The organism is Bradyrhizobium sp. TM239, assembly GCF_036247985.1.
Taxonomy (GTDB): Bacteria; Pseudomonadota; Alphaproteobacteria; order Rhizobiales; family Xanthobacteraceae; genus Bradyrhizobium; species Bradyrhizobium ottawaense.
In genome coordinates this window covers 139,606-165,998 of the sequence record NZ_BTIR01000012.1, presented here as the reverse complement: position 1 = coordinate 165,998, position 26,393 = coordinate 139,606, and the positions used below count along the sequence as shown (strand labels likewise).

At 65.0% G+C, this 26,393-nt stretch carries 23 protein-coding genes; 11 read left to right on the top strand and 12 right to left on the bottom strand.

All coding sequences use genetic code 11. From position 1 onward, the window contains the following. Positions 1-214: 214 nt before the first annotated feature. Positions 215-337 (bottom strand): hypothetical protein, encoded by a 123-nt coding sequence (locus AABA84_RS22200; protein ID WP_283814295.1) that lies wholly within the window; start codon positions 335-337, stop codon positions 215-217. A gap of 104 nt (positions 338-441) precedes the next feature. Then, positions 442-618 carry a hypothetical protein gene (locus AABA84_RS22195; RefSeq protein ID WP_338313113.1) on the bottom strand — a complete coding sequence of 59 codons (177 nt, stop codon included), beginning with the start codon at positions 616-618 and terminating at the stop codon, positions 442-444. Positions 619-751: 133 nt separating this feature from the next. Between AABA84_RS22195 and AABA84_RS22190 the strand changes: the two genes are divergently transcribed. From AABA84_RS22190 to AABA84_RS22180, 3 genes are all read left to right on the top strand, one after another. Next, a complete protein-coding gene (locus AABA84_RS22190; protein WP_338308955.1) occupies positions 752-883 on the top strand; it encodes a hypothetical protein in 132 nt (43 codons plus the stop codon). Between the two features lie 128 nt (positions 884-1,011). Beyond that, positions 1,012-2,151 carry a lactonase family protein gene (locus tag AABA84_RS22185; RefSeq protein WP_338313112.1) on the top strand — a complete coding sequence of 380 codons (1,140 nt, stop codon included), beginning with the start codon at positions 1,012-1,014 and terminating at the stop codon, positions 2,149-2,151. A 71-nt stretch (positions 2,152-2,222) separates the two neighbouring features. Continuing rightward, positions 2,223-2,393: a hypothetical protein gene (locus AABA84_RS22180; RefSeq protein ID WP_212253017.1), complete on the top strand. Its 171-nt coding sequence runs from the start codon at positions 2,223-2,225 to the stop codon at positions 2,391-2,393. An 8-nt stretch (positions 2,394-2,401) separates the two neighbouring features. On the opposite strand, the gene AABA84_RS22175 is transcribed toward AABA84_RS22180, so the two are convergent. After that, positions 2,402-3,055: a PAS domain-containing protein gene (locus AABA84_RS22175; RefSeq protein WP_338308953.1), complete on the bottom strand. Its 654-nt coding sequence runs from the start codon at positions 3,053-3,055 to the stop codon at positions 2,402-2,404. 247 nt (positions 3,056-3,302) lie between these two features. On the opposite strand from AABA84_RS22175, the gene AABA84_RS22170 reads away from it, so the two are divergent. Further along, positions 3,303-4,193, top strand: coding sequence for an efflux RND transporter periplasmic adaptor subunit (locus tag AABA84_RS22170; protein WP_338313110.1), 891 nt, complete (start codon positions 3,303-3,305; stop codon positions 4,191-4,193). 165 nt (positions 4,194-4,358) lie between these two features. Here the strand turns inward: AABA84_RS22170 and AABA84_RS22165 are convergent, their stop codons facing one another. Next, on the bottom strand, positions 4,359-5,207 hold the full coding sequence (locus AABA84_RS22165) for a caspase family protein (RefSeq protein WP_212253013.1): 849 nt from the start codon (positions 5,205-5,207) through the stop codon (positions 4,359-4,361). 433 nt (positions 5,208-5,640) lie between these two features. Between AABA84_RS22165 and AABA84_RS22160 the strand changes: the two genes are divergently transcribed. The 3 genes from AABA84_RS22160 to AABA84_RS22150 all read left to right on the top strand — a co-directional run bounded on the left by AABA84_RS22160 (position 5,641) and on the right by AABA84_RS22150 (position 9,684). Further along, entirely contained in the window at positions 5,641-7,368 is a 1,728-nt protein-coding gene (locus AABA84_RS22160) for a hypothetical protein (RefSeq protein ID WP_338313109.1), read from the top strand. Positions 7,369-7,665: 297 nt separating this feature from the next. Further along, on the top strand, positions 7,666-8,391 hold the full coding sequence (locus AABA84_RS22155; RefSeq protein ID WP_338313107.1) for a thermonuclease family protein: 726 nt from the start codon (positions 7,666-7,668) through the stop codon (positions 8,389-8,391). 105 nt (positions 8,392-8,496) lie between these two features. Continuing rightward, positions 8,497-9,684 carry a pyridoxal-phosphate-dependent aminotransferase family protein gene (locus AABA84_RS22150; protein ID WP_212253007.1) on the top strand — a complete coding sequence of 396 codons (1,188 nt, stop codon included), beginning with the start codon at positions 8,497-8,499 and terminating at the stop codon, positions 9,682-9,684. Between the two features lie 172 nt (positions 9,685-9,856). Here AABA84_RS22150 and AABA84_RS22145 read toward each other — a convergent pair whose 3' ends face one another. Then, positions 9,857-10,957: a hypothetical protein gene (locus AABA84_RS22145; RefSeq protein WP_338313105.1), complete on the bottom strand. Its 1,101-nt coding sequence runs from the start codon at positions 10,955-10,957 to the stop codon at positions 9,857-9,859. After that, positions 10,957-12,393 carry an MBOAT family O-acyltransferase gene (locus tag AABA84_RS22140; protein WP_338313103.1) on the bottom strand — a complete coding sequence of 479 codons (1,437 nt, stop codon included), beginning with the start codon at positions 12,391-12,393 and terminating at the stop codon, positions 10,957-10,959. The genes AABA84_RS22145 and AABA84_RS22140 overlap by 1 nt, the downstream gene beginning before the upstream one ends. A 209-nt stretch (positions 12,394-12,602) precedes the next feature. On the opposite strand from AABA84_RS22140, the gene AABA84_RS22135 reads away from it, so the two are divergent. After that, on the top strand, positions 12,603-14,708 hold the full coding sequence (locus tag AABA84_RS22135) for a S9 family peptidase (protein WP_338313101.1): 2,106 nt from the start codon (positions 12,603-12,605) through the stop codon (positions 14,706-14,708). Positions 14,709-14,920: 212 nt separating this feature from the next. Here AABA84_RS22135 and AABA84_RS22130 read toward each other — a convergent pair whose 3' ends face one another. From AABA84_RS22130 to AABA84_RS22105, 6 genes are all read right to left on the bottom strand, one after another. Further along, positions 14,921-16,012 carry an SMP-30/gluconolactonase/LRE family protein gene (locus AABA84_RS22130; protein WP_338313099.1) on the bottom strand — a complete coding sequence of 364 codons (1,092 nt, stop codon included), beginning with the start codon at positions 16,010-16,012 and terminating at the stop codon, positions 14,921-14,923. Between the two features lie 74 nt (positions 16,013-16,086). Further along, positions 16,087-16,806, bottom strand: coding sequence for a ribonuclease activity regulator RraA (locus AABA84_RS22125; RefSeq protein WP_338313098.1), 720 nt, complete (start codon positions 16,804-16,806; stop codon positions 16,087-16,089). A 118-nt stretch (positions 16,807-16,924) separates the two neighbouring features. Further along, complete coding sequence (gene araD / locus AABA84_RS22120) at positions 16,925-18,664, bottom strand: L-arabinonate dehydratase (RefSeq protein WP_338313097.1); 1,740 nt, start codon at positions 18,662-18,664, stop codon at positions 16,925-16,927. Next, positions 18,661-19,521 carry an ABC transporter permease gene (locus AABA84_RS22115; protein ID WP_212252993.1) on the bottom strand — a complete coding sequence of 287 codons (861 nt, stop codon included), beginning with the start codon at positions 19,519-19,521 and terminating at the stop codon, positions 18,661-18,663. Before AABA84_RS22115 ends, araD begins: the two co-directional genes overlap by 4 nt. A gap of 10 nt (positions 19,522-19,531) precedes the next feature. Next, positions 19,532-20,293: an ABC transporter ATP-binding protein gene (locus AABA84_RS22110; RefSeq protein ID WP_212252991.1), complete on the bottom strand. Its 762-nt coding sequence runs from the start codon at positions 20,291-20,293 to the stop codon at positions 19,532-19,534. Beyond that, on the bottom strand, positions 20,293-21,312 hold the full coding sequence (locus tag AABA84_RS22105; protein ID WP_338313095.1) for an ABC transporter substrate-binding protein: 1,020 nt from the start codon (positions 21,310-21,312) through the stop codon (positions 20,293-20,295). The genes AABA84_RS22110 and AABA84_RS22105 overlap by 1 nt, the downstream gene beginning before the upstream one ends. Before the next feature lie 93 nt (positions 21,313-21,405). Here AABA84_RS22105 and AABA84_RS22100 point away from each other — a divergent pair, with 93 nt between their 5' ends. From AABA84_RS22100 to AABA84_RS22090, 3 genes are all read left to right on the top strand, one after another. After that, a complete protein-coding gene (locus AABA84_RS22100) occupies positions 21,406-22,119 on the top strand; it encodes a GntR family transcriptional regulator (RefSeq protein ID WP_338308946.1) in 714 nt (237 codons plus the stop codon). A 188-nt stretch (positions 22,120-22,307) separates the two neighbouring features. Next, positions 22,308-22,727: a response regulator gene (locus tag AABA84_RS22095; protein WP_338308945.1), complete on the top strand. Its 420-nt coding sequence runs from the start codon at positions 22,308-22,310 to the stop codon at positions 22,725-22,727. Further along, positions 22,705-26,298, top strand: coding sequence for a PAS domain S-box protein (locus AABA84_RS22090; protein ID WP_338313094.1), 3,594 nt, complete (start codon positions 22,705-22,707; stop codon positions 26,296-26,298). Before AABA84_RS22095 ends, AABA84_RS22090 begins: the two co-directional genes overlap by 23 nt. Positions 26,299-26,393 lie beyond the last annotated feature (95 nt).

Below are 26,393 nucleotides of genomic sequence, written 5' to 3'. Positions count from 1 at the left end.
ATTCGCGAATGATCGATGGACACTTCAACCTCACAGATTGCGCGAAGTCTCCATGAAACGGGCCGGCTCTACATGATCTAGGTCAAACCCGTGATGCGGTGCGGTCGAGCCGGACGAGGGCCGGCTACGGAGGCGAATCCGGACCGACCTCGGCCCGCGGACTTCCCCGTTGAGGCGAAGCCACGATCGAGCGGGCTTCAACAGATGCGATGGCTCACATCTGCCGTCTGGCAGCCTGCACTTCGACAAACTCGGAATCGGGGTGGCTGACGATGGTGGCGACCATGATGCCGCTGATGATCAGCGACCAGGCGGTGTTCCAATAAATCCAAAACACGAGCCAGCCTCCGTTTTCCATCTCTCACGCCTGCGGGAACAGGTAACGGCAAAGCGATGCCGCGGTTCCCAACACGAGGCGCGGCAGGACGGCGCGGCACGGCGCTATTTTGATTTGGTCGGCGGCGAGGTGTGATCGGTTTGGCCGGTGTGGCGCTTTGCCACGACGTCCTCATCGTGTTCGCCTTGGTGCGGTCGTGGCGGCGACTTCGGGAGGCCGGCCTGACCACCATGCTTGCCACCCATGTCGGGCTTGCCTTCAAGATCGTTTTCGCGGGGCATGCGGGCTCAATGCGCTAGCGCGGCTTTGGTTCGCATGGCGCCGGCCGATTTCGGCTGTGAACGAGTTCATAGGATTGCCGCGGTTTGCGGTGCACGATCGAACGCCCGGGACCTTCATGACGAATTCGACCTGATGCGAAAACGGCTCATCACCTGGACCATCCTGACATCCGCGCTGGTTGCGGTCGGCGTGTGGACCGTGCTCGGGCCGCCCGGCCACTCCTCCCGGGCGCAGCTGCCCTCGCGCACGGCGGCGGTGCGGTAGCCTTCTCCGGCGACCGATACAATTTCGGCATCGATCGATCCCAATTGGAATTTGGTGCAGCGGCGCGCGGCCCGCTATCCTCGCTGGCAAAACGACAAGGCCGCGACCGGCCCGCGAGGAGGAGCCCAATGTTGAGACCGACCCGACGCATCACATCCAAAGCGCCACGCGTTGCGATCGCCACCACCCTCACCTTCCTCGCCCTCGTTTCTGGAGTCCGCGCCGGCATGGCCGAGACCTTCGCCTATGTCGGCAACGCCGACAGCAACGACATCAGCGTATTCAAGATGACCGAGAGCGGCGAGATGATTCCGGTGCAGACGGCCGCCTTCAAGGGCGTCGACAAGCCCGGCTCCTCGACGCCGCTCGCGATCACGCCCGACCACCGCGTGCTGATTACCGGCATCCGCTCGCAGCCATTCCAGGCGATCAGCTTTGCGATAGATCCCAAGACGGGCCAGCTCAGTCCTATCGGCAACGGACCGCTCGCCGACAGCATGGCGAATATCGCCGTCGACCGCAGCGGCAAGTTCCTGTTCAGCGCCTCCTATGGCGGCAACAAGGTCGCGCTGAATCCGCTTCTTGCAAACGGCGTCGCCGGCGAGCCGAAGCAGGTGATCCCGACCGGGCTGAACGCGCACGCCTTCCTGCCCTCGCCCGACAACCGCTTCGTGTTCGCGACCAATCTCGGCTCCGACCAGGTGCTGGGCTTCGCGTTCGATGCCACGGCCGGCACGCTGACGCCGAACGATCCGCCGGCCCACAAGGTGCCGGAGAAATCCGGACCGCGGCACTTCGTATTCCACCCCAACGGCAAGTTCGTCTATCTCGTCCACGAGCTGAACGGCGACGTCGCGGCGTTCACCTATGAGGCCAGGAGCGGCGCCTGGGACGAAATCCAGCGCACCACCGCGCTGCCGGAAGGCTTCAACGGCAAAGAGTCTGGCAAGAAACCTTGGGCCGCCGACATCCACATCACCCCGGACGGCCGCTTCCTCTACGCCTCCGAGCGCACCACCAACACGCTCACCGCCTACAAGGTCGACGCCACCAGCGGCAAGCTGACCACGATCGGCAGCGTGCCGACCGAGAAGCAGCCGCGCGGCTTCCACATCGATCCCTCCAGCCGCTACCTCGCCGCGGTCGGCGAGCTCTCCGACAGCATGACGGTCTATGCGATCGACCAGGGCAGCGGCGCACTGGCCAAGCTGAAATCCTATCCCACCGGCAAGAAGCCGAACTGGGTGGAGTTCCTGACCCTGCCATAAGGGGGCGCCACCACCGACCTACGTAATCATCCGTAATTTCGGAAGGCGCGCCTTGCCGTCATATCAGGGTCATGGACCGTCATATCGTCTTCAAATGCCCGCAGACCGGCATGAACGTGCAGCATCGGCTCGGCGACGAGCCGGCCGACCGAACGCATGTGTCGGTGTCCTGTCCGGCCTGCACGCGCCTGCATTTGATCGATCGGGCCAGCGGCAAGCTGCTGGGCGACCGCCGCGGCTGACAGGCCGTTTATGGCTGCCCGGTGACCTGCGCCGTGACGTCTTCGACGTGGTGCAGCAGGTAGACCAGATGGCCCGCCGTGTCGTGGATCGGCGAGTTGATCGGCTGCCAATGACGCTCGACGAAGACTCCGTCCGGATCCCGGATGTCGTAGCGCTGGACCGCCATGGCATGCGCCCGCCCGGTTTCGCCGACGATCCTCAAGCTGCCGTAGAGATTGCTGACGCCGTCGGCGAGCGGATCGTTGGGATTATCGGGAAATATCTCGAACAGCGAGCGGCCGACGATTTCGGCCCGGCCGGTCAAAGTCGCAGCTGCATAGGCATCGTTGATGTCGACGATCAGCAGGCCCGGCCCCGGGTCCAGCAGCATATAGGGATGCGGTGAGGCATCGAATTCGGGCTGGAATTGCTGCCGGATCGTGTCTGTCTCGCCGTGCTGCCGCCGGCGCTGTTCGAACGGCGTCGTATCGGCCCCTGATACCGCCGAGTTCAGCAGCGCCAACTGACGCTTCGCCGATGCCAGCAGCGCGCGCACGGTGTTCTGGACCGTCGGGTCGGCCGTTTCATTGAGCAGCCGCTCGAAATGAACGATATTCTGCTCGCAAACGAACCGTTGCATCCCGCCTCGACCATGAGCTGTGCGGCCGCCCTGCCGCGTCATCCTGATTCTAGTTCCTTACAGGCGCCCCCGGCAGATGAGAAGACCGTGACCGGCGGCACTTTGGGAGTAGGGCCGACCCCGGCGCCCCGCCCGGGAAAAGCGAACCTGTTCTCCAATCCTGCGACTAATCAAAGACTTGCTGCGACGGCCCGCGGCGGCGTGGCCTCCCTTTTTGGGACAACGCTGCCGTAGTCCGCAGCCCTGCCATCTGCTATCGATTGGAGGCATAGCCCCCGTGGAATTTCCGATGCGTCATTTGCCCCGTGCCGTCGTTCGAAGCCTGTGTCCCGCAGCCGTCGCCGGTATGCTCTTCCTCGGTCCCTGTCCGGCCGGAGCCGCCGACGACGACGCGCCCAGGGGGCCGGCGGTCACGGTGCTGAAGGTCGCAAAATCCTGCTTCTCCGACATCGTCGAGGCCACCGGCACGATCATCGCGCGGGAGGAAACCTCGGTGCGGCCCGAACGTCCGGGCCTGAAGGTCACGGACGTGCTGGCGGAAGCCGGCGACACCACCACCGCCGGCCAGGTGCTGGCGCGGCTGGCGCTTCCCGAGGGCGGCACGCTGCAGGTCACCGCGCCCGTGGCAGGCGTGATCGCGACGTCGACCGCCCAGATCGGCAATTTCGCCTCGGCCAAGGGCGAGGCCCTGTTCACGATCGTGGCGCGCAGCGAATATGATCTCGTCGGTCTGGTGGCGACCACCGATATGCGCAAGCTCGCAGTCAACCAGCCGGCAACCGTGCGGATCGCGGGCGCCGGCGACATCGACGGCAAGGTGCGCCGCATCGGCCCGACCGTCGAGCCGAACATCCAGCAGGGCATGGTCTATATCGGCATCTCCTCGCAGAAGCGGCTGCTGCTGAAGGCGAGCGGACGCGCGCTGATCAAGACCGGGCAGAGCTGCAACGTCGCGGTGCCGCTGACAGCTGTGCAATATTCATCCGCCGGCACCGTGGTGCAGGTGATCCGCCGCAACCGCGTCGAGACCAAGCGTGTCGAGGTCGGATTGATGTCGGGCGGCAATATCGAGGTCCGCGACGGCCTCAACGACGGCGATGTCGTCGTCGCCCGCGCCGGTGCGCTGCTGCGCGAAGGCGATCCGGTGCGCCCGGTGATGGCTGCGGAAGCGGCGAAGTAGGCTTCCTCGTGTCCCGGACGCGCTGCAGCGTGTAACGCTGCTGCGCAGAGCCGGGACCCATCTCGTCACACAGCGACGGTCAAAAAAACTGGGCCCCGGCTCAGCGTCGCATCATTGCATGATGCGCCGCGTCCGGGGCACGAGAGATCGTAAATTTGATAAAAACTAGCCGCCGGCTTCGCCGAAATGGACGTCTTCGAGCAGCGAGGAGGAGACGGTCGGGACCTGATCGCCTTCGCTGGCGCGGGAGATGGCGACGCGGGTCTTGTTGAAGACGCTTTCGGCGCTGCCCTTCGCACTGAGGTTGTTGAGGAACTCGCTGACCAGCACGCTGTGCTCGCCCTTGCCGTCGTCGACGACCTTGCCGGGCGAAGCCGAGGACAGGATCAGCGCGTTGTCGGACGCGCTGATCGGCGCGAGACCGTGGCTGTAGGAGCGGAAGCGGCGCTCGTAAGGATTACGGCGGGAGGCGTCGACGACGACGAGCTTGGCCTTGGCGCCCTGCTCCTTCATCATGTCGATCACGCCGTCGATCGAGACGCCCTGGCGGCGGACGTCGCTTTCCTTCCAGATCACGGCATCGACCGGCAGCATGTAGCTCTCGCGTCCCGCCTGCACGCCGTAGCCGCCGAAGAACAGCATGACGACGGTGTCGCGCTTGATCCGGGACTTCAGGCGGCCCACGGCGCGGACCATGTCGTCCTTGGTCGCGTCTTCCACCATGTCGACGTCAAAACCGTTCTTGCGCAGCGACGAGGACAGCGCGCGGGCGTCGTTGATCGACTGCGTCAGCGGCGCGCTGGCGTCGGGATAATGTCCATTGCCGATGACCAGCGCGAGGCGCGAGGTCTGGCCGATCGAGCCGGTGATCTGGTCGGTGGAGACGGCCTTGGCAGCATCGATCGCGCGCATGTTGAGAGCAGCATGGGCGCCGATCACCAGCGAGACCGTGCCGATGACGGCAGCAGCCAACGCAATGGTGCGTCGGGAAAGGTCGAGCTGCTTTACATTCATCTCGGTTCGTTTCCTGTGCCAAAGACCAGCCAAGCGCGCGCACACTGTTTGAGTAGCGCGATAGCGTCTTTAGGTTTGAGGGATTGGCCGGGGATGTGCCCCCGAATTGCGCGCAATTTGCGGCGCCGCACCAAACAAACCTTTAACCGGATATAGGGTGCCCGGCAATAGATTGCCCAAAATTTGAGCTAAACCACTGACGATGTTCGTTAATTCTCCTACGCAGATTTGTTGGTTCTTGCTCCCCGACAGCCTTTCCGAGCCTCGATCATGCAGCCTTCGTGCCGGATTTTTCCGTGACTTTCATCACATTTGTATTTCCTGCGAATCCGGATAGCCTTTTCAACGACTTGCAGGGGGTGGCGCGTGGCTGGAAGCGCGCTGGCCGGCCCCCGGCCAAAACCCCGCCAAAGGCCCCGCGACCAGGTATTTCATGAGCTTTCATTATTTTGCCGGCGCCGCCTGCCGGGCGCTGACCGCGCGGAAGGATGGGCCCTCGCTTTACGACGTGTGCGATCCCGTCTTGTCTGCTGCGGCCAGCGGCGATCCGCATCTGGCCAAATTCTACAAGACCGCGCTCGGCAATCCCGCGCTGCGGGTGCTGCTGCGGCGGGCCGGACTGCCCGAGCTGCGCGATGAGGCCCGGCTGGCGGCGCTGCGCGCGGCGCTGGCGCGCGCCCGCGACGAGGCCGAGCCCGACTGGGCCGCGGTCGGCCAGCCGGTCGCCGATCTCGTCGACAGCATCGCGCTCGATCATCCCAAGCCGCCGCCGGCGATGTTCACCGGCTCCGCGCCGCCAGAGGCGCAGATCGACGGCGTGATCCGCGACTGCGCGCAGCATCTGCTCGGCTCGTACCGCAAAAACGGCTTTCTGCCGACCTATGCGGCCTTCAATTTGATCGGCGACCCTGACTTTCGTGGACGCGAGCTGATCATGGCGCTCACGGGCCTCAACGCCCGCGGCTACAAGAACTCCTCGCTGCTGTTCAACCTCGCCCGCGTCTTCATCGCGCGCTCGCCGGCCCGGGCCGTCGTCAATCCGCCCTGGCGAGGGATCGCGGAGCCGATGTGGGAACCGGTGCAGATCCGGCACCGCTCGGCCTATTACGATGCATTCTTCATCGAGGCGCTGCTGAGCTATGGCGAGACCGGGCTCGCCTCGCCGGCCGACAAGATCGCGGCGGAGCACGCCATCGCCGACATGGTGGATTTCTGCGTCAACATCAGCCGCGAGGAGGTGGAGGGCACGGGCGGCGCGCGCTTTGACGTCGTCACCGCGCTGGCGCCCGCGCCGCATCCGCGCTTCTCGCGCTACTTCGCGCAGATCAAGCAGGATCTCGGCTTCGGCGTTTACGTGCCGGATTGCGACACCACGGCCTGCTCGATCTCGGCCGCGACGCAGGCCGGCTGCCTTGACGAGATCATCGATCAGCCGCTGCTGGATTTCTACGCCGGCTACCAAGTGCGCGCCGGCGTCAACGAACCGCGCGTGACCGTGCCGCTCAACGACAATATCGACTATGAGGGCGGCGTCGCGACCTGGATCGACAACCTCAAGGGCGAGCGTCCCTACGGCAACGATCTCGATCCGACGCTCAATCTCGACATTCTCGAGGTGAGCTTTCGCAACCTCGCGCGCTGGAAGGTACTGGAGACGCCGGCGCGGCTCGCGACCGTGCACCGCATCATCGGTTTCCAGAAGCGGCTGGCGGCGAGCGGCGCCTTCGCCAATCCACGCTCGCACATCTATTATTTGCCGGAACTCTACAGCGCCTATTTCGGCCGCTGCTATGCGGCCTTCCTGGCGCTGCCGCTGGCGGCGCAGGCCGCGATCGATCCCGCCGGCGATTTCGACTTCATCCGGCATCGCGTGCTCTCCTACGTCAAGGGCGAGCTGATGGCCGCCGAGATGAACGTGTTCGACGCGGCGCTGGCGCTGATCGCGCTCGGCCATCTCGGCGCCGACCCGCGCGCCTTCGCGCCGGCGCTGAACGTGATCATCGCCGGTCTCGGCGAGGGCGGCCGCCGCGGCCCGTTCCGCGCCTATGAGTGGAACAAGATGAAGACGCCGACGCGGATTTTGGTGGGCGGGCCGGAGGTGACGTCGGCGTTCGTGCTGATGGGGCTCGCGGTGGCCAAGCGGGCGATGGCGCGGGGGTGAGGGCGCACCGTATCCGTGCCCCGGACGCAGCGCAGCGCCCCCGACGATGCGAAGCATCGTCCGGTGCGGTGCGCTGCAGAGCCGGGGCCCATGCCTCCGCGAGATGTGTCTGTGAATTTCTGGGTCCCGGCTCTGCGAAGCGGCGTTACACGCCGCACCGCGTCCGGGACACGAGCCGAGAGGCCTCCCGCAATGACGGGAAGTTGAAAGCCTATCTGTTGAGCATAAGCTGGCCCGATGGTCAAAAGCCGACCACAATCGCGCGCTCTGTCGACATTTCATCACACGCGGACCGGCATGTTGCGAAAGATCCTGATTGCGCTGTCTCTCCTCGCTCTTCCCTCGCTCGCCCAAGCCGCTGACATCACCGGCATGGCAAAGGTGCGCGCCGGCGATGCCGTGGTGATCGGCAACACGCGGATCCGGCTCGGTGGCATCGATGCGCCCGCGGTCGACCAGCTCTGCCTCAACACCAAAAGCGAGCGCTGGACCTGCGGCGTCGCGGCGCGCGACGAGCTCGCCAAATACGCCGAGGGCAAGAGCTGGGTCTGCCATACCCGCTCGATCGACCGGCGCGGCCGCACCGTGGCGCGCTGCGAGGTCGGCGGCGAGGACATCCAGAAATGGCTGGTGCGCAGCGGCTGGGCGCTGGCCTACACCCGCATCTCCAAGGACTACGAGCCCGACGAGGCCGCCGCGCGTGAGGCAAAAGCCGGAATGTGGCAGGGCGCCTTCATCGCGCCCTGGGACTGGCGTGAGCGCAACAAGAAGACCGTCATCCTCGGCGCCACCAAGCCGCCCGACGGGGCGCATGCGGTGCTGCTCGCCTCGGCCTCGGGACCGGTGGCGCCCTCCCCGGATTGCACCATCAAGGGCAACGTCAACAGCGCCGGCGAATGCATCTTTCACCAGCCGACCAGCCGCTGGTACACCCAGATCAAGATGAAGATCAGCAAGGGCACCCGCTGGTTCTGCTCGGTCGAAGAGGCGGAAGCCGCCGGCTGCCGCGAGACCAAGAGATGAGAGCCCCAGACCTGCGTTTTGCGTGCTTTTCTTGGCGGGTCACGGCGCGTAAAACGTGATTCAACAACCCACCTGTCCGTTCTCAAGCAACAAGGACCAACAGCAATGACCGTTCGCGCGGGCCGGGAATTTCTGGCCATCCCCGGGCCCACCACCATGCCCGACGAGGTGCTGCGGGCGATGCATCGTCCGGCGATCGACATCTACTCCAAAGAGATGCTCGATCTGACCGAGAGCCTGCTCCGTGATATCTCGAAGCTGTTTGCGACCAAGGGCAAGTCCTACATCTACATCGCCAACGGCCACGGCGCCTGGGAAGCGGCGCTGAGCAACGTGCTGTCGCGCGGCGACAAGGTGCTGGTGCTGGAGAGCGGGCGCTTCGCGATCGGCTGGGGCAATGCGGCGGCGCTGATGGGCGCCGAGGTCGAGGTGCTCAAGGGCGACTGGCGCCGCGCGGTGCGGCCGCACGAGGTCGAGGAGCGCCTGCGCCGCGACAAGGAGCACACCATCAAGGCCGTCGTCGTGGTCCAGGTCGACACGGCCTCGGGCGTGCAGAACGACATCGAGGCGATCGGCAAGGCGATCAAGGCCAGCGGCCATCCGGCGCTGTACATGGTCGACACCGTGGCTTCCCTCGGCTGCATGCCGTTCGAGATGGACAAATGGGGCATCGACGTCGCGATGTCCGGCTCGCAGAAGGGCCTGATGACGCCGCCTGGCCTCGGCTTCGTCGCCGCCAATGCGCGTGCGCTCGAGGTGCACAAGAAGGCGAATATGTCGACGCCCTATTGGAGCTGGAGCGAGCGCGAGGGCACCGAGAATTATCGCAAATATGCCGGCACCGCACCGGTGCACCTGCTGTTCGCGCTGCGCCAGGCGATCGACCTCTTGCACGAGGAAGGGCTGGAGAACGCCTTCCGCCGCCACAGCCTGCTCGGCGAGGCCGCGCGTCGCGCCGTTGGCGCATGGTCGGAAGGCCAGGTGCTCGGCTTCAACGTGGCAGAGGCCAGCGAGCGCTCCAACACCGTGACCACGGTGACCATGAGCAACGGCCACGATCCCGCGGTGCTGCAACGCTATTGCAAGGACAAGTGCGGCGTCGTGCTCGGCACCGGCATCGGCGACCTCTCGGGTCAGGCCTTCCGCATCGCCCATATGGGCCACGTCAACGCGCCGATGCTGCTCGGCACGTTAGGGGTGATCGAGATCGGCCTGAACGCGCTGAAGATCCCGCACGGCAAGGGCGGGCTGGAAGCCGCGGTGGCCTATCTCGGCGACGAGGTGGCGGTGTAGGCGCAGATGTCGTCCCTGCGAACGCAGGGACCCATACCGCGTGATCTACCGATGGGGCGCGGTCGCAATACCGAAGGCATCTTCACTACGAATCTTCGCCAAACTTCTCCCTGTGGTTCTGGGTCCCGGATCTGCGCGCGCTTGTCCGGGATGACAGGTGAATTTGCGGCAATCACTTCGGCACGCGATACGCTTCGACCTGAGCCTTCAGTTCATCCAGCGACGCCGTCGGCTGCCTCGGATCCACCCGATGCTTCCCACTCGCCAGCCACTGCAGCACCATCGCGTCCACCACCGGCGAATGGTGGATGACGTCGCCGTAATTGCCGAGATCGTGCGTCACCGCCTTGATCGCGCGGAAATCGTAGAGGCGCACGTTGGGCAGCTGCGTCAGGCGCTGCGCCATGAGTGCCGTCAGATCGGTGACGATCTTCAGCGTCTCGGGTGAGGCGTCGCGCATCGCGACGAATTGCAGGATCGAATAGGGCGGGAAGTAGATGTCGAACGTCACGTCGGGGTGGCGCGCGATCAGGCCGACGGCATCGCGCTCGAAATGCCGGGCCATGGCCTGATAGCCGTAGCCTTCGCCGAGAAAGCGGCTGCGCACAGGGCTTGTGATGTAGGCGAAGGCGGCGAGCGTCTTCTTCGCATTGTACTCGCGCGCGACGTCGAAATCCCGCGGCAGCGCGTAGATGTCGTCGACATCAGCCAGCGCGAACTTGACGGGAAGAAACGGCGCCGCACGGGTCAGCGGCCCTTGCAGCGGCGGGACCGAGCGCAGCAGTGCGAACAGCGACTCTTTCGCCATCGCAGCGCTGAGCAGATAGGACGCGATGCCCTTGGCCGTCCCGCGATAGAGATCGACGGACAGATAGGGATCGGCCTCGATATCGGCCGCATCGACGAAGATGAAATCGTCCATCGCCCAGATCACGCGCCTTGCGCCGCGGTCGATCGCCTGCTCCAGCACAAAACCCTGCTGGCGCGAGTTGGAGCCGGTCATCGCCAGCTTGAGCGAATGCACGCCGAGCACCCGGTCGATGTCGCTCTGGCGGAAATGGATCGCGAGCGAGGTGCCCATGAAAACGGTGTCGAACGTCTGGCTGCGGATCAGCCCGGCATTCTGCACGCGCGTGTCGTCGGAATAGAAGGCGGTGCGCGAGGGGCGAAACAGTTGCAGGGGATCGACGACGTAGGTGAGCACGATAGCACCGAGCACGAACGCGATGCTCGCGAGCAGCAGGCGCTTGAGACTGGTGAACGTAGCGCGCATCAGAACCGGAAATAGATGAATTCGCTGTGGCTCTGGATGCCCAAGATGCCGAACGCAAGCACCAGCGATGCGGCATAGAGAAACAGCGGCCGCATGCGCCCTGCCCGCAAGTTCTCGCCGACCCGGCGGTTCGCGTGATCGTATCCCAAGATGCCTTGCGTGTTCGGCGCCAGCCACACCAGCGCGGCGTAGATCGCAACCAGCACCAGCGCGGAGATCTCCTCACGGCCGAAGACGATATTCGAGGGATCGGCCATGGCGTGGAGCACACGCAGTGCCCATGCAACGCTCTCGGCGCGGAAGAACACCCAGGCGACGACGACGGCGAGGAACGTCAGCACCGCGCCGGCGATGCGGGCCGGGCGCATGAGAACAGATGGGATGTTCGGCACCAACGCATTGAAGGCGTGATTGACGCAGAGATAGGCCCCGTGCAGTGCGCCCCAAATGACAAAAGTCCAGGCCGCGCCGTGCCAGAGCCCGCCGAGCAGCATCGTGATCAAGAGATTGACATAGCGCAGCACGCGGCCGTGGCGATTGCCGCCGAGCGGGATGTAGAGATAGTCGCGCAGGAATTGCGACAGGGTCATGTGCCAGCGGCGCCAGAAATCGACGATGCTCGTTGCCTTGTAGGGCGAGTTGAAGTTGACGGGCAGGAAGATGCCGAACATCAGCGATATCCCGATCGCCATGTCGGAATAGCCGGAGAAATCGAAATAGAGCTGGAACGTGTAGGCGAGCGCGCCAAGCCAGGCCTGATCGAAGCTCGGCGAGCGCGCCTCGAAGGCAAGCGCGACCAGCGGCTGGATGCCGTCGGCAAGGCACGTCTTCTTGAACAGGCCGATGGCGAAGATGATGACACCGCACAACATGAGATGCCCGTCCGGGCGCTTGGTCTCCTCCCGCTCGAATTGCGGGATCATGTCCTTGTGGTGGAGGATCGGCCCCGCGATCAGATGCGGGAAATAGGTCACAAACAGCGCATAATGCGGCAGCGCGTATGCGGCGACCTGGCCGCGATAGGCGTCGACCAGGAACGCGATCTGGGTGAAGGTGTAGAAGGAGATGCCGACCGGCAGCAGGATGTGAACCGCGGCATGCGTGCCGAACAGGGCGTTGAGGTTCTCGGTGAGGAAGCCGGCATATTTGAAGATGCCGAGCACGAGCAGATCGGCGGTGACACCAAGCGCGAGCGCCACCTTTCGCTGTGACGGGCCGAGCTCCGCCACGACGAGGAGATGGCCGACGCCGTAATTGAAGGCGATCGACAGCAGCAACAGCGCCACGAACTGCCAGTTGCCGATGGCGTAGAAGGCGAGCGAGGCCAGCGCCAGCCAGATCACCGGCGTGAGATTGCTACGCCGCCCGAGCCAGAAGTATCCGGCCAGCACGGCCGGCAGGAACAACAGGATGAACGGGTAGGAATTGAACAGCATCAGGCTGGACCGGCGGCGGGGATATTGGTCCGTAAAGCATACAAGCGCCCCATCAACAACCCGGCGGCCTGGCACGTTCCTGTCTTTGGCTGCGCTGGCAATTCGCGGAAGCGGGACGATATAAGGGGGAACGCGCCTTCTCCCCTCCAGGCAAGCGGGGAGAGGTGAAGAACGGCGACACCGCGACGATGTATTGAGATGAGGACCGAGTGACCCAGGCCAAAACCCCTTCCCAGCCCCCCGTCGCCCCGCGCCGGCCGCATTCCTTCACGCGGCACGGGATCACCGTGACCGACGACTATGCCTGGCTGAAGGACGAGAAATGGCAGGAGGTGCTGCGCGATCCCAAAGTGCTGGATCCCGATATCCGCAAATATCTCGATGAGGAGAACGTCTACACCGACAGCCTGCTTGGCCACACCGCCGGCCTGCAGAAGACGCTGGTGCGCGAGATGCGCGGACGGATCAAGGAGGACGATTCCAGCGTGCCGTCGCCGGACGGCCCGTTTGCCTATTTCCGCAGGTTTCGCGAGGGCGGGCAGCACGAGCTGTTCGGCCGCATGCCGCGCGACGGCGGCGACGGCGAGATCGTGCTCGACGGCGACGCGCTCGCCAAAGACCACAAATATTTCAGGTTCGGCGGCAGCCGGCACTCGTATGATCACAAGCTGCAGGCCTGGAGCGCCGACACCAAGGGCTCGGAATATTTTTCGATCCGCGTGCGCGACTGGGCGACGGGCAAGGATCTCGACGATCTCGTCGAGGAGACCGACGGCGGCGTGGTCTGGGCCGCGGATTGCAAGAGCTTCTTCTATGTGAAGCTCGACGACAACCATCGCCCGATGCAGGTGTGGCGACACAGGCTCGGCACTAAACAGGCTGACGATACGCTGGTCTATGAGGAGCAGGATTCCGGCTGGTTCACCCATCTGCACGAGAGCACCAGCGGCCGCTTCTGCGTGATCGCCGGCGGCGACCACGAGACAAGCGAGCAGAGGCTGATCGATCTCGCAAACCCCGAAGCGCCGCCGCGCCTGGTCGCGGCGCGCGAGGAAGGCGTGCAATATTCGCTGGCCGACCGCGGCGACCAGCTCTTCATCCTCACCAATGCCGACGACGCCATCGACTTCAAGATCGTCACGGCGCCGCTTGGCCAGCCCGAGCGCAAGAACTGGCGCGATCTGATCCCCTATCGCCCGGGCATCTACATCATCGACCTCGATCTCTATGCCGGCCACCTGGTGCGGCTGGAGCGCGCCAATGCGCTGCCGGCGATCGTGATCCGCGATCTCGCCTCGAACGAGGAGCACGCCATCGCCTTCGACGAAGCCGCCTATTCGCTGGACACGATGGGCTCCTACGAATTCGAGACGACGAATTTGCGCTTCGCCTATTCGTCGATGACGACGCCGTCGGAAGTCTACGACTACGACATGGTCAAGCGCACGCGCACCTTGCGCAAGCGCCAGGAAATCCCGTCCGGCCATAACGCCGCCGACTACGTCACCACGCGCATCACGGCGAAGGCGCATGACGGCGCCGAGGTGCCGGTGTCGATCCTCTACCGCCGCGGCCTGAAGCTCGACGGCTCGGCGCCGCTGCTGCTTTACGGCTACGGCTCCTACGGCATGGCGATGCCGGCCTCGTTCAACGCCAACCGTCTGTCGCTGGTCGATCGCGGTTTTGTGTACGCCATCGCGCATATTCGCGGCGGCGCGGACAAGGGCTGGGGCTGGTATCTCGACGGCAAGCGCGAGAAGAAAACGAATTCGTTCGACGATTTCGCCGCAAGCGCGCAGGGGCTGATCGCCGCAAAGTACACCAGCGCAAAACGCATCGTCGGCCATGGCGGCTCGGCCGGCGGCATGCTGATGGGCGCGGTCGCCAACCGTGCCGGCGAGCTGTTTGCCGGCATCGTCGCCGAGGTGCCGTTCGTCGACGTGCTCAACACCATGCTCGACGACACCCTGCCGCTGACGCCGCCGGAATGGCCCGAGTGGGGCAACCCGATCGAGAGCGAGAAGGATTTTCGCACCATCCTGTCCTACTCGCCCTATGACAATGTCGCGGCAAAGGACTATCCGGCGATCCTGGCGATGGGCGGGCTTACTGATCCCCGGGTTACCTACTGGGAGCCCGCCAAATGGATCGCACGCCTGCGCGCCACCATGAGCGGCGGCGGCCCGGTCCTGCTGCGCACCAACATGGGCGCCGGCCACGGCGGCGCGTCGGGGCGGTTCGACCGGCTCGATGAGGTCGCGATCGTCTATGCGTTCGCGCTGTGGGCAGCGGGGATGGCGGAGGCCGGGGTATAGCGATAGCCTCCGCCGCAGCAACACCTTCCGCTGTCGTCCCCGCGAACGCGGGGACCCATACCGCGTGATTTATCGGTGAAAGGCAGGAGCGGTACCGGCGAAGACTTCTTAACTGCTAGTCTTCGTCAAACTTCTCCCTGGGGTTATGGGTCCCTGCGTTCGCAGGGACGACAGCTGAGATTCTGGGCGCGCTATCGCCCCACAAGCAAGACTCACACCGCCCCGTGCGCCTCGACATACAGCGCGTAGACCGAATGGCTGCTGGCCATGTACAGCCGGTTGTTCTTCGGGCCGCCGAAGCAGAGATTGGCGCAGCGCTCGGGGAGCCTGATGAAGGCGAGCGGCTTGCCGTCCGCGTTGAACACCATGACGCCGTCGAGATCTTCCGGCTTGGCCTTGAGCTGAAACACCTTGCGGCCACCGATTTCGGTCGGCTCGCCCTGCAGCGCGCCGTTGGAGCCCCAGCCGCACCAGAGATTGCCGTCGCGGTCGACGCGGAAACCGTCGAGCGAGCCCTGGTCGGCGGCGTCGATCAGCTTGGTCTTGCCGCTGAGGCTGCCGTCGTCGCCGACATTGTAGCTCCAGATGCTGCGGTTGGGCGTGCCCTTCCATTCGACGACATAGAGCTTCTTCTCGTCCGGCGAGAAGGCAAGGCCGTTCGGATTGACGAGGTCGGTGAGGACAGCGGTGATCTTGCCGTCCTTGGCGATGCGATAGACGTTGGTGGTGGCCTGCTCGGCCTTTTCCTTCTTGCCCTCCCACTCGCCGTTGATGCCGAACAGCGGATCAGTGAACCAGATGCTGTCGTCCGACTTCACCACGATGTCGTTCGGCGCGTTCAGCCGCTTGCCCTCGAACTTGTCGGCGAGCACGGTGATCTTGCCGTCCGTCTCGGTGCGGGTGATGCGGCGGGTCACGGAGTGCTCGCAGGTGACGAGACGGCCCTGGCGGTCGCGCGCATTGCCATTGGCGTAATTGGCGTTGGCGCGGAACACGCTGGTCTGCCCGGTCTTCTCGTCGAACTTCATGATCCGATTGTTGGGAATGTCCGAGACCAGGAGATAGCCGCCCTCGGGGAAATAGGCGGGGCCTTCGGCCCAGCGCATGCCTGATGCGACCTGCTCGAGCGTCGAGGAATAGAGCCGGTATTTTGCAAAACTGGGATCGAGGATCTGGACAGCGGGGTCGGGATAGCGCTGGTTCGGCGTGAACGGGAACGACTGGGCGCCGGCGGCGCGGGCGAGAAGCGTCGATGCTGCCGCTGCGCCGGCGGCGGCCATGAGGTTACGTCGCGTGAAATTCATTGAAATCCTCCCTGCTTGCTAAGAGGCCGGCGCTTGATGCGCCGGCTCGTTTCTGGACGTGAGTTCGCTTTGGCTTAGCGGCCGTTCTTCTTCCGCCACTCCGCGAAGTCGGTGAGCGTCTGCGGATCGGTGGCGGGATAGAGACCGAAGATGCCGCGGCCCTTGCCGACTTCCTCGGTGACGAAATCCTCGAACGCCGTCATCTCGAAGGTTTCGTTGGCGATCTCGTCCGCGAGATGGGCGGGGATCACGATGACGCCGTCGGCATCGCCGAGGATGACGTCGCCGGGAAACACCGGCGCGTCGCCGCAGCCGATGGGCACGTTGATCTCGATCGCCTGGTGCAGCGTGAGATTGGTCGGTGCCGACGGGCGGTGGTGATAGGCGGGGATGCCGAGCTTGGCGATCTCCGCGGAATCGCGAAAGCCGCCGTCGGTGACGACACCGGCGACACCGCGCTTCATCAAGCGCGTCACCAGGATCGCGCCGGCCGAGGCCGCGCGCGCGTCCTTGCGGCTGTCCATCACCAGAACGCTCCCCGCCGGGCAGTCCTCGACCGCCTTGCGCTGCGGATGCGAGCGATCCTTGAACACGTCGATGGTGTTGAGATCCTCGCGCGCCGGCATGTAGCGCAGCGTGAAGGCTTCGCCGACCATGGTTGGCTGATCCGCGCCGAGAGGATGCACGTCCTGGATCATCTGGATGCGCAGGCCGCGCTTGAACAAGGCCGTGGCCACTGTGGCCGTGGAGACGGATTTGAGCTTGGTGCGGGTGGCTTCGCTGAGTTTGGGCATGGTCTATCCTCTTGTCATTCCGGGGCGCCGCGCAGCGGCGAGCCCGGAATCCATCGGGCCGCATACACCGCGGTGAAATGGGTTCCGGGTTCGCGCTCCGCGCGCCCCGGAACGACAGTCAATAAATCGACGGCTCGCCGATCGGCGCGCCGAAATCGGTCTCGAGGAAGTCGAAGTCGCAGCCGTCATTGGCCTGCTTGATGTGTTTCGTGAACATCCAGCCATAGCCGCGCTCGAAGCGGCGCTCCGGCTGCTTCCAGGCGGCGCGGCGCTTTTCCAACTCGGCTTCGCTCACATCGAGATTGATGGTGCGGGCGGCAACGTCGAGCGTGATGCGATCGCCGTTCTGCACTAAAGCCAGCGGGCCGCCGATGTAGGATTCCGGCGAGACGTGCAGGATGCAGGCGCCATAGCTGGTGCCGCTCATGCGCGCATCCGAGATGCGCACCATGTCGCGCACGCCCTGCTTCACGAGCTTTGTCGGGATCGGCAGCATGCCCCATTCCGGCATGCCCGGGCCACCTTGCGGCCCCGCATTGCGCAGGATGAGAATGTGGTCTTCGGTAGCATCGAGATTGGGATCGTCGACCGCCCTCTTCATCGCGGGATAGTCGTCGAACACCAGCGCAGGTCCCGTATGCTTGAGGAAACGCGGCGCGCAGGCGGAGGGCTTGATGACGCAGCCGTCCGGCGCGAGGTTGCCCTTGAGCACCGCAAGCGCGCCCTCCCTGTAGATGGGATTGTCGATTCCGCGGATCACGTCGTCGTTGTGAACTTCGGCACCCTCGATATTCTCGCCTAGCGACTTTCCGGTAACGGTGATGCAGTCGAGATGCAGATGCGGCTTGATCTGGCCCATCAGCGCCGGCAGGCCGCCGGCATAGAAGAAGTCTTCCATGAGATAGGCATCGCCGCTTGGCCGCACGTTGGCGATCACAGGCACCTTGCGGCTGGCGATTTCGAAATCGTCGAGCCCGATGTCCTGGCCGGCGCGGCGGGCCTGTGCGATCAGATGGATGATGGCGTTGGTCGAGCAGCCCATCGCCATCGCGACCGCAATCGCGTTCTCGAAGGCTTTTCGGGTCTGGATCACCTTCGGCGTCAAATCCTCCCACACCATCTCGACGATGCGGCGGCCGCATTCGGAGGCCATGCGGATGTGGTTGGCGTCGGCGGCTGGAATCGAGGAGGCGCCGGGCAGCGTCATGCCGATCGCTTCGGCAATGGCCGTCATGGTCGAGGCCGTGCCCATGGTCATGCAGGTGCCGTAGCTACGGGCGATGCCGGCCTCGATGTCGAGCCAGTCCTTGTCGGAGATCTTCCCCGCACGCCGCTCGTCCCAATATTTCCAGCCGTCGGAGCCGGAGCCGAGCGTCTTGCCCTTCCAGTTGCCGCGCAGCATCGGGCCGGCCGGCAGATAGATCGCCGGGATGTTCATCGAGGTCGCGCCCAAGAGCAGCGCCGGCGTGGTCTTGTCGCAGCCGCCCATCAGCACGACGCCGTCGACGGGATGGCTGCGCAGCAGCTCTTCCGCGTCCATCGCCAGCAGATTGCGATAGAGCATCGTGGTCGGCTTCAGCAGCGATTCCGACAGCGACAGCGCCGGCAATTCCAGCGGCAGGCCGCCGGCCATCAGGATGCCGCGCTTGACGTCGTCGACGCGCGACTTGAAATGCATGTGGCAGGGCTGCGCGTCCGACCAGGTGTTGAGGATCGCGATGATCGGGCGGTCCTTCCACTCCTCCGGCGCGTAGCCCATCTGCATGGTGCGGGAGCGGTGGCCGAACGAGCGGAGATCGTCGGGCGCGAACCAGCGCGCGCTGCGGAGCTGGTCGGGCGTTATTTTCTTCTTGGTCATGATTGGGTGCCCCATTTCTGCACGGTGTTCCGCTCGATGGCGCGGAAGATCAGGTTCTCGACAAAGAGCCCGATGATGATCACCGTCAAGAGGCCCGCGAACACGGCGGGTATGTCGAGCAAATTGCGGTTCTCGAAGATGAACCAGCCGAGCCCGCCCTGCCCCGAGGACACGCCGAACACCAGCTCGGCCGCGATCAGCGTGCGCCAGGCAAAGGCCCAGCCGATCTTGAGGCCGGTGAGGATCGAGCCGAAGGCGGCCGGGATCAGGATTTTGGCGACGTAGGGCAAGCCGCTCAGGCCGTAATTGCGGCCGACCATGCGCAGCGTGTTGGACACGCTCTTGAAGCCGGAATGGGTGTTGAGCGCGACTGGCCACAGCACCGAATGGATCAGCACGAAGACGAGGCTGCCATTGCCGAGACCGAACCAGATCAAGGCGAGCGGCAGCAGCGCGATCGCCGGCAATGGGTTGAACATCGCCGTGACAGTCTCGAGGAAATCGGTGCCGATGCGAGTGGAGATGGCAAGCACCGTGAAGATCGCGGCGAGCGCGATGCCGGCCGAATAGCCCATGAACAGGACTTTCAGCGACGCCCAGGCCCGCATCGGAATCGTGCCGTCCTTGACCCGATCGAACAGCGTGATGGCGGTATCATGCAGCGTCGGGAACAACAGCGGATTGTCGAGGGCGACGCCGTAGGCTTCCCAGACCGCCGCCAGGAACAGGATGATCACCGACTTGCGGACGAAGCCGTCGTTCCACAACAGCTCAAGCACGCTCAGCTTGCGCTCGACCTCGCCTGCGCCGATGGCAGCAACCGGTTCGGCCCGCAGCAATATCCTGGCTTCGCCCATCAGAGGCTCCTCAATGCGCGGTGGCTTCGCCGGCGAACAGGAGATCGTGGATCTCCTTTTCCAGCCGGCCGGCGCTGCCGTCTTCGTTCGAGACCTTGTCGACGTCGATCACCTCGGCCTTGACCCGGCCGGGATGCGGCGACAGCAGCAGGATGCGGTTGCCAATGCGGATCGCTTCCGCGATCGAATGGGTCACGAACAGCACGGTGAACTTGGTCTCGCTCCAGAGCTGGAGCAGCTCGTCCTGGCAGGTCCGGCGCGTCAGGGCGTCCAGCGCGGCGAACGGCTCGTCCATCAAGAGGATGTCCGGCTCCATCGCCATGCCGCGTGCGATCGCGACGCGCTGCTTCATGCCGCCGGAGAGCGTGTGCGGATAGGCATCGACCACGCGGGTGAGGCCGACCTTCTCGATATAGGCCCTCGCCTTGGCCTCGGCGTCCCTGCGCGACAGTCTTCGCGCGGTCAGCAGCGGAAACATGACGTTGGCGAGCACGCTCTTCCACGGCAGCAGCTGGTCGAACTCCTGGAAGATCATCATGCGGTCGGCGCCGGGACCATGGATCTCGCGGTCGCCGATCGTCATGCGGCCCTCGCTCGGGGTCATGTAGCCGCCGACGGCCTTGAGCAGGGTCGACTTGCCGCAGCCGGACGGACCGAGCAGCACGAAGCGGTCGGACTTGTCGACCGTGAAACTCACCCTCTCCGTGGCGGTGACGACTGCGCTGGAGGTCTTGTAGCGCAGCGTCACGGAGCTGACGTCGAGCAGCGCCATCAGTTGCCCTTCAGATCGTGCGCGACGGGGAGATAATAATCCGTCCAGGCCTTGGGCTGGCTCTTCAGCGTGCCGGTCTTGAACAGATGGGCGGCGAATTTCATCGTGCCCTGCGGCTCGAGATTCCACTCCATCATGCCGGGCTCCTTGAGAAGATCGAGCAGCTCCTCGACCGAGGTCTTGTCGCCGGTGATCTCCTTGTAGATCTCGACCGCCTGTTTGGTGTCGCTGCGGATCAGGTCCTGCGCTTCCTTGGTCGCGTCGCGCACGGCCTGGATGATCTTTGGATTGGCGTCGGCGAATTTGGTGGTGGTGAAGAACTGGGCCTGGCTGAGCGGCCCGCCCATCACGTCCGGCGACGACAGCACGATGTGCGCGTCCGGCACGTTCTTCAGCTCCAGGAAGGTGAACGGCGGAATCGAGAAGTGGTTGTGCACCTCGTGCTTGGAATTGGACAGCGCCGCATAGGCGTCGGGATGGCCGAGCTGCACGGTGTTGGCATCGAGCTTCGACCATTGGTCGGCGCCAAACGCCTCGGCGGCCGCGATCTGAAGCACGATCGCCTGGGTCGAGACCTTGACGGTCGGCACCGCGATCTTGTCGGAGGGGCCGAAATCCCTGATCGACTTGATGTTGGCATCGCGGCTGATCAGCGTCATCGGCTGCGCCGAGGTCGCGACGATGCCCTTCACGCCGCCGCGGGTGCGGTCCCACAGCAGCAGCAGGTTGCCGGTGCCGGTGTTGAGGATGTCGACGCCGCCCGCGAGCAGCGCATCGGTCTGCGCCCCGCCGCCGGAGAAGGTGATCCATTTGGTGGTGACGCCTGCGACGCCGAGCGAAGCTGCGTGCTTCTCGATCAGCTTCTGCTTTTCCATGATGTGGCTCGGCATGTAGAAGATGCCGGGCTGGCGCGACAGCGCGATCTCGGATTTCTGCTGCGCACGCGCCGGCGAAGCCGCCAGCGCGGTTGCGGCGATCAGGGCGATGGCGGCAACGCCACGCTGGAATGGCTTGATCATTGTTGTTCGTTTCCTCCGGCCGCCATTGACGAGCGGCCCTGCTGATGCACTAATGCATTAGTGCATCAAAGGCAAGTCCGCCGGAGCTTTTCCATGGAAACCGCCCATCCCGCGCCCCGCGCGGCTCGCCCCGGCGCACGGCTCGACCGGGCCCGGCAGGCCGCGCCGCAGGTGTTCGAGCGGCTGCGCAACGCCATTCTCGCACTCGAACTGCCTCCGGGCTCGCCGCTGTCGCGCACCGATCTCGCCGCCCAATTCGGCGTCAGCTCGACGCCGATCCGCGACGCGCTGATGCGGCTCGAGGAAGAAGGGCTCGTGGACGTGTTTCCGCAGCACGCGACCGTGGTCAGCCGGGTCGACGTCGGCCGCGCCGAGCAGGCGCATTTCCTGCGTCAGGCGCTCGAGCTCGAAATCGTCCGGCTGCTCGCGGAGCAACATGACCAGGCCCTGGTCCTCCGCCTCGATCATGTGATCGCGCTGCAGCAGCAATTCGCGAAAGCCGGGGACTTCGAGAGCTTCATCGCCGCCGACAACGATTTTCACGCCCAGCTTTATGCCGCGGCCGGCAAGCAGGAGCTCTGGACGCTGGTGCGCAGCCGCAGCGGACATATCGACCGGCTGCGCCGGCTGCATTTGCCCTCGCCCGGCAAGGCCCAGAACATCGTCCGTCACCACCGGCTGATCACGCGCGCGATCGAGGCCGGCGACGCTGACGCCGCGCGACAGCATCTGCGCAAGCATTTGTCGGGCACGCTGAGTGAGCTCGACAAGATCCGGAGCCACTATCCGGAATATCTGACCGATTAGACCGACCGCCAGCCTGACGAACCCTTATGCACGAAACCGTGCATAAGCAGGCTTTCGGCTTAGGCGAGCATTCACCGGACGTTCGCGAAGTGCTTGCAGGCCGGGCGGAATCCGCGCAACAATTTCGTCTTTGATGGTTTGATTTGCGGCCGGTGGGGACGTCCCATCCGGCCCGGAGGAATTCAGACGTGGCCAACATCCTGATCGTGGATGACGACCCGGCCGTTCAGATCACGATCCGGCTGCTCCTGGAGAGGGCCGGTCATCACGTCACCGTCGCCGGCGATGGCCGCAAGGGACTTGCGCTGTTCGAGGCCAGCCGGTTCGACCTCCTGTTTCTCGACATCTTCATGCCCGGCATGGACGGGCTGGAGACGATGCGTCACATCCGGGTGCTGGCTCCGGCCATTCCGATCATCGTCATTTCCGGCCGTTCGATCACGCCGGATGCCTATGCGGAACCGGACTTCCTGAAGATGGCGACCAAGCTCGGCGCGGTGGCAAGCTTGCAAAAGCCGTTCCGGCCCGACGCCCTGCTCGCCGCGGTCGATGGCTGCCTGAAAGCAGGCGAGCCGGAGGGGTCCGATGTCAGCTCCGGCCACCGGTGACGGGGACGCCGCTGCTCCAGGCCAGACCAGGCGCGGTCATCCGGGAAGCCCTGCGAACATCCGCTTGACCCTCGCAACGCGGCTGGCGATCGCGATGATCCTGCTGGTGGCGGTCACCGTCGCCGCAGTCGGATGGCTCGGCTTTCGCAACACCACGCAAGCGGTCATTCCGCGCGTCCTGGAGCGGGTCGAGGCCCAGTCACGCCTGCTCGCGGCCAATCTGGAATCCTATGTTGCCGGAGTCCGCGGCGATTTGATCGGCTATCGCTCTGCCGCGGCCATCAACGGCCTGATCCGCGCCCATGTCGGTGGAGGAGTTGACCCCCTTGACGGCGTTACAGAGCAGACCTGGCGCGAGCGCATCGCGACGCGGCTCGCAGCAGAGATCGAGGCCAAGCCCAGCTACGCGCAGTTTCGAATCATCGGACTTGACGACGACCAGCGCGAGCTGGTCCGCGTCGACCGCTCCGGACCGAATGGAGCGGCGCGGATCGTCCCCAACAGCGAGCTGGAGCGCAAGGGCGACCGAGCCTACTTTCAGGACACGATAAGGCTGGCGCCGGGCGAGCTTTACGTGTCGCCGATCGATCTCGCGACCCGCCAGGGGGGCACCACGGTCTTGCACACTCCGACGCTGCGGGTCGCGACGCCGCTGTTCACGCCGGATGGCAAGCCGTTCGGCATCATCATCGCCAATGTCGACATGCGTCCGGCCCTCGACCGCATCCGCGCGACGACGAACTCGGGTGGCGAGATCTACGTCGTGAATTCGCACGGCGATTATCTCGTTCATCCCGATCGCGCGCGAGAATTCGGCTCATTGCACGGCCACCCCACCAACTGGCGCGATGATTTTCCATTCTTCTCGGCCATGCCCAGCACGTCGGACGTATCCACGCGGCTCATGACCGACGGGTCGGGCCGGCCGACCGGCGCGGCGATCGCGCCGGCGCTGCTGGCGGGCAAGGAATGGACCGCAATCATCGTGACCATTCCCCCGTCCGTCTTCGGCCGGGTGCCGGCTGCCATTCAAAAGACCTCCGTGCTGGTCGGCGTGCTCGCCGTCCTTGCCGCGGCTTCGCTCGCGGTGCTGCTGGCGCGCTCATTGACCCGCCCGATCGGCCGCCTGACCGCGGCCGTGGAGGCGATCGGCCGCGGACGGCAAGTGGACATCCCAGTCGATGCCAGCGGCGAGACGGGCGTGCTGGCGCGGGCTTTCGCCCAGATGGTCGAGGAGACGCGGGCGAAGACAGCCGCTCTCGAGCGCGAGGTCCGGGAGCATCGCCGCACCGAGGCCGCACGAAGCCATCACGCGGCACGCGAGCAGTTGTTCAGTGCCGCCGTCGAATCGTCCGACGATGCGATCGTGATGCAAACGCTCGACGCCGTCATCACGGGCTGGAATCCGGCCGCCGAACGGCTCTATGGCTATTCGGCGAGTGAGGCGATCGGGAAATCCACCGCGATCATCGTGCCGCCCGACCGCCGCGAGCATGGCAGGGGCTATCTGACGCGGATCGCGCGGGGCGAGTCGATCGAGCGGTTCGAGACGGTGCGCCTGCGCAAGGACGGCACGCCGGTCGAGATCTCTCTCAGCCTCTCGCCGATCAGGGGGCAGTCCGGTGAGATCATCGGCGTCTCCGGCACCGCGCACAGCCTCACCGAGGCGCGGCGGGCCGAGCGACAGCTGCAGCAGCAGCTCGAGGAGCGTCGGCAGATCTTCGACACCTCGCAGGATCTGATCATGGTCATGGACCCGCGGGGCCATGTCGCGCAGATCAGCCCGAGCAGCGAGACCATTCTCGGCTACCGGCCGGACGAGATGATCGGCCGCAGCGGCGCCGACTTCATTCACCCCGACCATCTGGCGCAATCGCGCGAGGACATGCGCGCGCTGCGGCGCGGCGAGCGCCCCAAACTCGGCGACACCCGCTGCTTTCACAAGAGCGGACACGAGGTCTGGCTGTCCTGGCTCGGCAACTGGTCCGAGCAGGCGCAGCGCTTCTTCTTCGTCGGACGCGACATGACGGAAGCGCGGCTCGCGCAGGAATCGCTGCGCGAGAGCGAGCGGCTCGCCCGCAACATCGTCGAGACCTCGCTCGACGCCTTCATCCAGACCGACGAGACCAGCAGCATCCTGAACTGGAACTCGCAAGCCGAGCAGCTGTTCGGCTGGCGCCGCGACGAGGTGCTCGGCAAGAGCACGATCGACCTGATCGTCGCCGAGAGCGAGCGCGAGAGGGTCAGGGCTGGCCTGAAGCAATTCCTCGAGAACGAAGGCGGTAGGACGCTGAACCGCCGCCGTGAGCTGATGTGCCGCCGCCGCGACGGCAAGGAATTCAGGGCCGAGGTCAGCGTGACCGCGCTGAACCGCCGCGAGGGCCTGCTGTTCAACGTGTTCTACCGCGATCTCACCGACAAGATCGCGGCCGAGGAGCGCATCCGGCATGTCGAGAAGATGGAGGCGATCGGCCAGCTCACGGGCGGCGTGGCGCACGATTTCAACAACATCCTCACCGTCATCACCGGCACGATCGAGATCCTCGCGGAGGCCGTCGAGAAGGAGCCGCAGCTTGCGGCCATCACGAAGATGATCGACGAGGCCGCCGCGCGCGGCGCCGATCTGACCCAGCACCTGCTCGCCTTCGCGCGCAAGCAGCCGCTCCAGCCGCGCGAGATCGACATCAACTCGCTGGTCGTCGACACCGCGAAGCTGTTGCGACCGACGCTGGGCGAGCATATCCAGATCGAATCGGTGTTCGAGGACGAGAATTGCGTCGCGATCGTCGATCCCAACCAGCTCACCACCGCGATCCTCAATCTCGCGCTCAATGCCCGCGACGCCATGCCCGGCGGCGGCAAGCTGATCGTCGAGACCGGCGCCGCCTATCTCGACGAGGTCTATGCCAGCGACAACGACATCCGCCCCGGCCATTACGTGCTGATCGCCGTCAGCGACACCGGCACCGGGATCCCGGCGAACATATTGACGAGGGTGTTCGATCCCTTCTTCACCTCGAAGGGACCGGGCAAGGGCACCGGGCTCGGGCTGTCGATGGTCTACGGCTTCATCAAGCAGTCCGCAGGCCACATCAAGATCTACAGCGAGGAAGGCCACGGCACCACGATCAAGATGTACCTGCCGCCCGGCAAGACGCCGACAGCCATCGGCGAGGGCGTGACGCCTGCGACGATCGAGGGCGGACACGAGACGATCCTGGTGGTCGAGGACGACCGGCTGGTGCGCGACTACGTGCTGGCGCAGCTGCATGCGCTGGGTTACGTCACCCTGCAGGCCGCGAATGCCGCGGAGGCGCTCGCGATCGTTGCCGCCGGCGAGCCGTTCGACCTGCTGTTCACCGACGTCATCATGCCCGGCAAGATGAATGGACGGCAGCTCGCCGACGAACTGATGAAGACACGCCCCGATCTCAGGGTGGTCTATACGTCAGGCTATACCGAGAATGCGATCATCCATCACGGCCGGCTGGATTCCGGCGTTCTGCTGCTGGCCAAGCCCTATCGCAAATCGGATCTCGCGCGGATCATCCGGAAGGCGTTGAGCGCTTGAGACGCGATCTCGTGTCCCGAACAAGGCGCAGCGCGCAACACTGCGACGCAGAGCCGGGACCCAGAACTGTCAGCGGTGAAATTTGAGAGATGGGC

Bases quoted from the DNA above. Each gene is read 5' to 3' on its own strand.
- AABA84_RS22145 (WP_338313105.1), bottom strand. From the start codon at position 10,957: ATGCGCGCTACGTTCACCAGTCTCAAGCGCCTGCTGCTCGCGAGCATC.
- AABA84_RS22160 (WP_338313109.1), top strand. From the start codon at position 5,641: ATGAGCTTTCATTATTTTGCCGGCGCCGCCTGCCGGGCGCTGACCGCG.
- AABA84_RS22100 (WP_338308946.1), top strand. From the start codon at position 21,406: ATGGAAACCGCCCATCCCGCGCCCCGCGCGGCTCGCCCCGGCGCACGG.
- AABA84_RS22125 (WP_338313098.1), bottom strand. From the start codon at position 16,806: ATGCCCAAACTCAGCGAAGCCACCCGCACCAAGCTCAAATCCGTCTCC.
- AABA84_RS22180 (WP_212253017.1), top strand. From the start codon at position 2,223: ATGGACCGTCATATCGTCTTCAAATGCCCGCAGACCGGCATGAACGTG.
- AABA84_RS22090 (WP_338313094.1), top strand. From the start codon at position 22,705: ATGTCAGCTCCGGCCACCGGTGACGGGGACGCCGCTGCTCCAGGCCAG.
- AABA84_RS22165 (WP_212253013.1), bottom strand. From the start codon at position 5,207: ATGAATGTAAAGCAGCTCGACCTTTCCCGACGCACCATTGCGTTGGCT.
- AABA84_RS22140 (WP_338313103.1), bottom strand. From the start codon at position 12,393: ATGCTGTTCAATTCCTACCCGTTCATCCTGTTGTTCCTGCCGGCCGTG.
- AABA84_RS22190 (WP_338308955.1), top strand. From the start codon at position 752: ATGCGAAAACGGCTCATCACCTGGACCATCCTGACATCCGCGCTGGTT.
- AABA84_RS22150 (WP_212253007.1), top strand. From the start codon at position 8,497: ATGACCGTTCGCGCGGGCCGGGAATTTCTGGCCATCCCCGGGCCCACC.
- AABA84_RS22130 (WP_338313099.1), bottom strand. From the start codon at position 16,012: ATGAATTTCACGCGACGTAACCTCATGGCCGCCGCCGGCGCAGCGGCA.
- AABA84_RS22170 (WP_338313110.1), top strand. From the start codon at position 3,303: ATGCGTCATTTGCCCCGTGCCGTCGTTCGAAGCCTGTGTCCCGCAGCC.
- AABA84_RS22105 (WP_338313095.1), bottom strand. From the start codon at position 21,312: ATGATCAAGCCATTCCAGCGTGGCGTTGCCGCCATCGCCCTGATCGCC.
- araD (WP_338313097.1), bottom strand. From the start codon at position 18,664: ATGACCAAGAAGAAAATAACGCCCGACCAGCTCCGCAGCGCGCGCTGG.
- AABA84_RS22185 (WP_338313112.1), top strand. From the start codon at position 1,012: ATGTTGAGACCGACCCGACGCATCACATCCAAAGCGCCACGCGTTGCG.
- AABA84_RS22110 (WP_212252991.1), bottom strand. From the start codon at position 20,293: ATGGCGCTGCTCGACGTCAGCTCCGTGACGCTGCGCTACAAGACCTCC.
- AABA84_RS22115 (WP_212252993.1), bottom strand. From the start codon at position 19,521: ATGGGCGAAGCCAGGATATTGCTGCGGGCCGAACCGGTTGCTGCCATC.
- AABA84_RS22155 (WP_338313107.1), top strand. From the start codon at position 7,666: ATGTTGCGAAAGATCCTGATTGCGCTGTCTCTCCTCGCTCTTCCCTCG.
- AABA84_RS22195 (WP_338313113.1), bottom strand. From the start codon at position 618: ATGCCCCGCGAAAACGATCTTGAAGGCAAGCCCGACATGGGTGGCAAG.
- AABA84_RS22175 (WP_338308953.1), bottom strand. From the start codon at position 3,055: ATGACGCGGCAGGGCGGCCGCACAGCTCATGGTCGAGGCGGGATGCAA.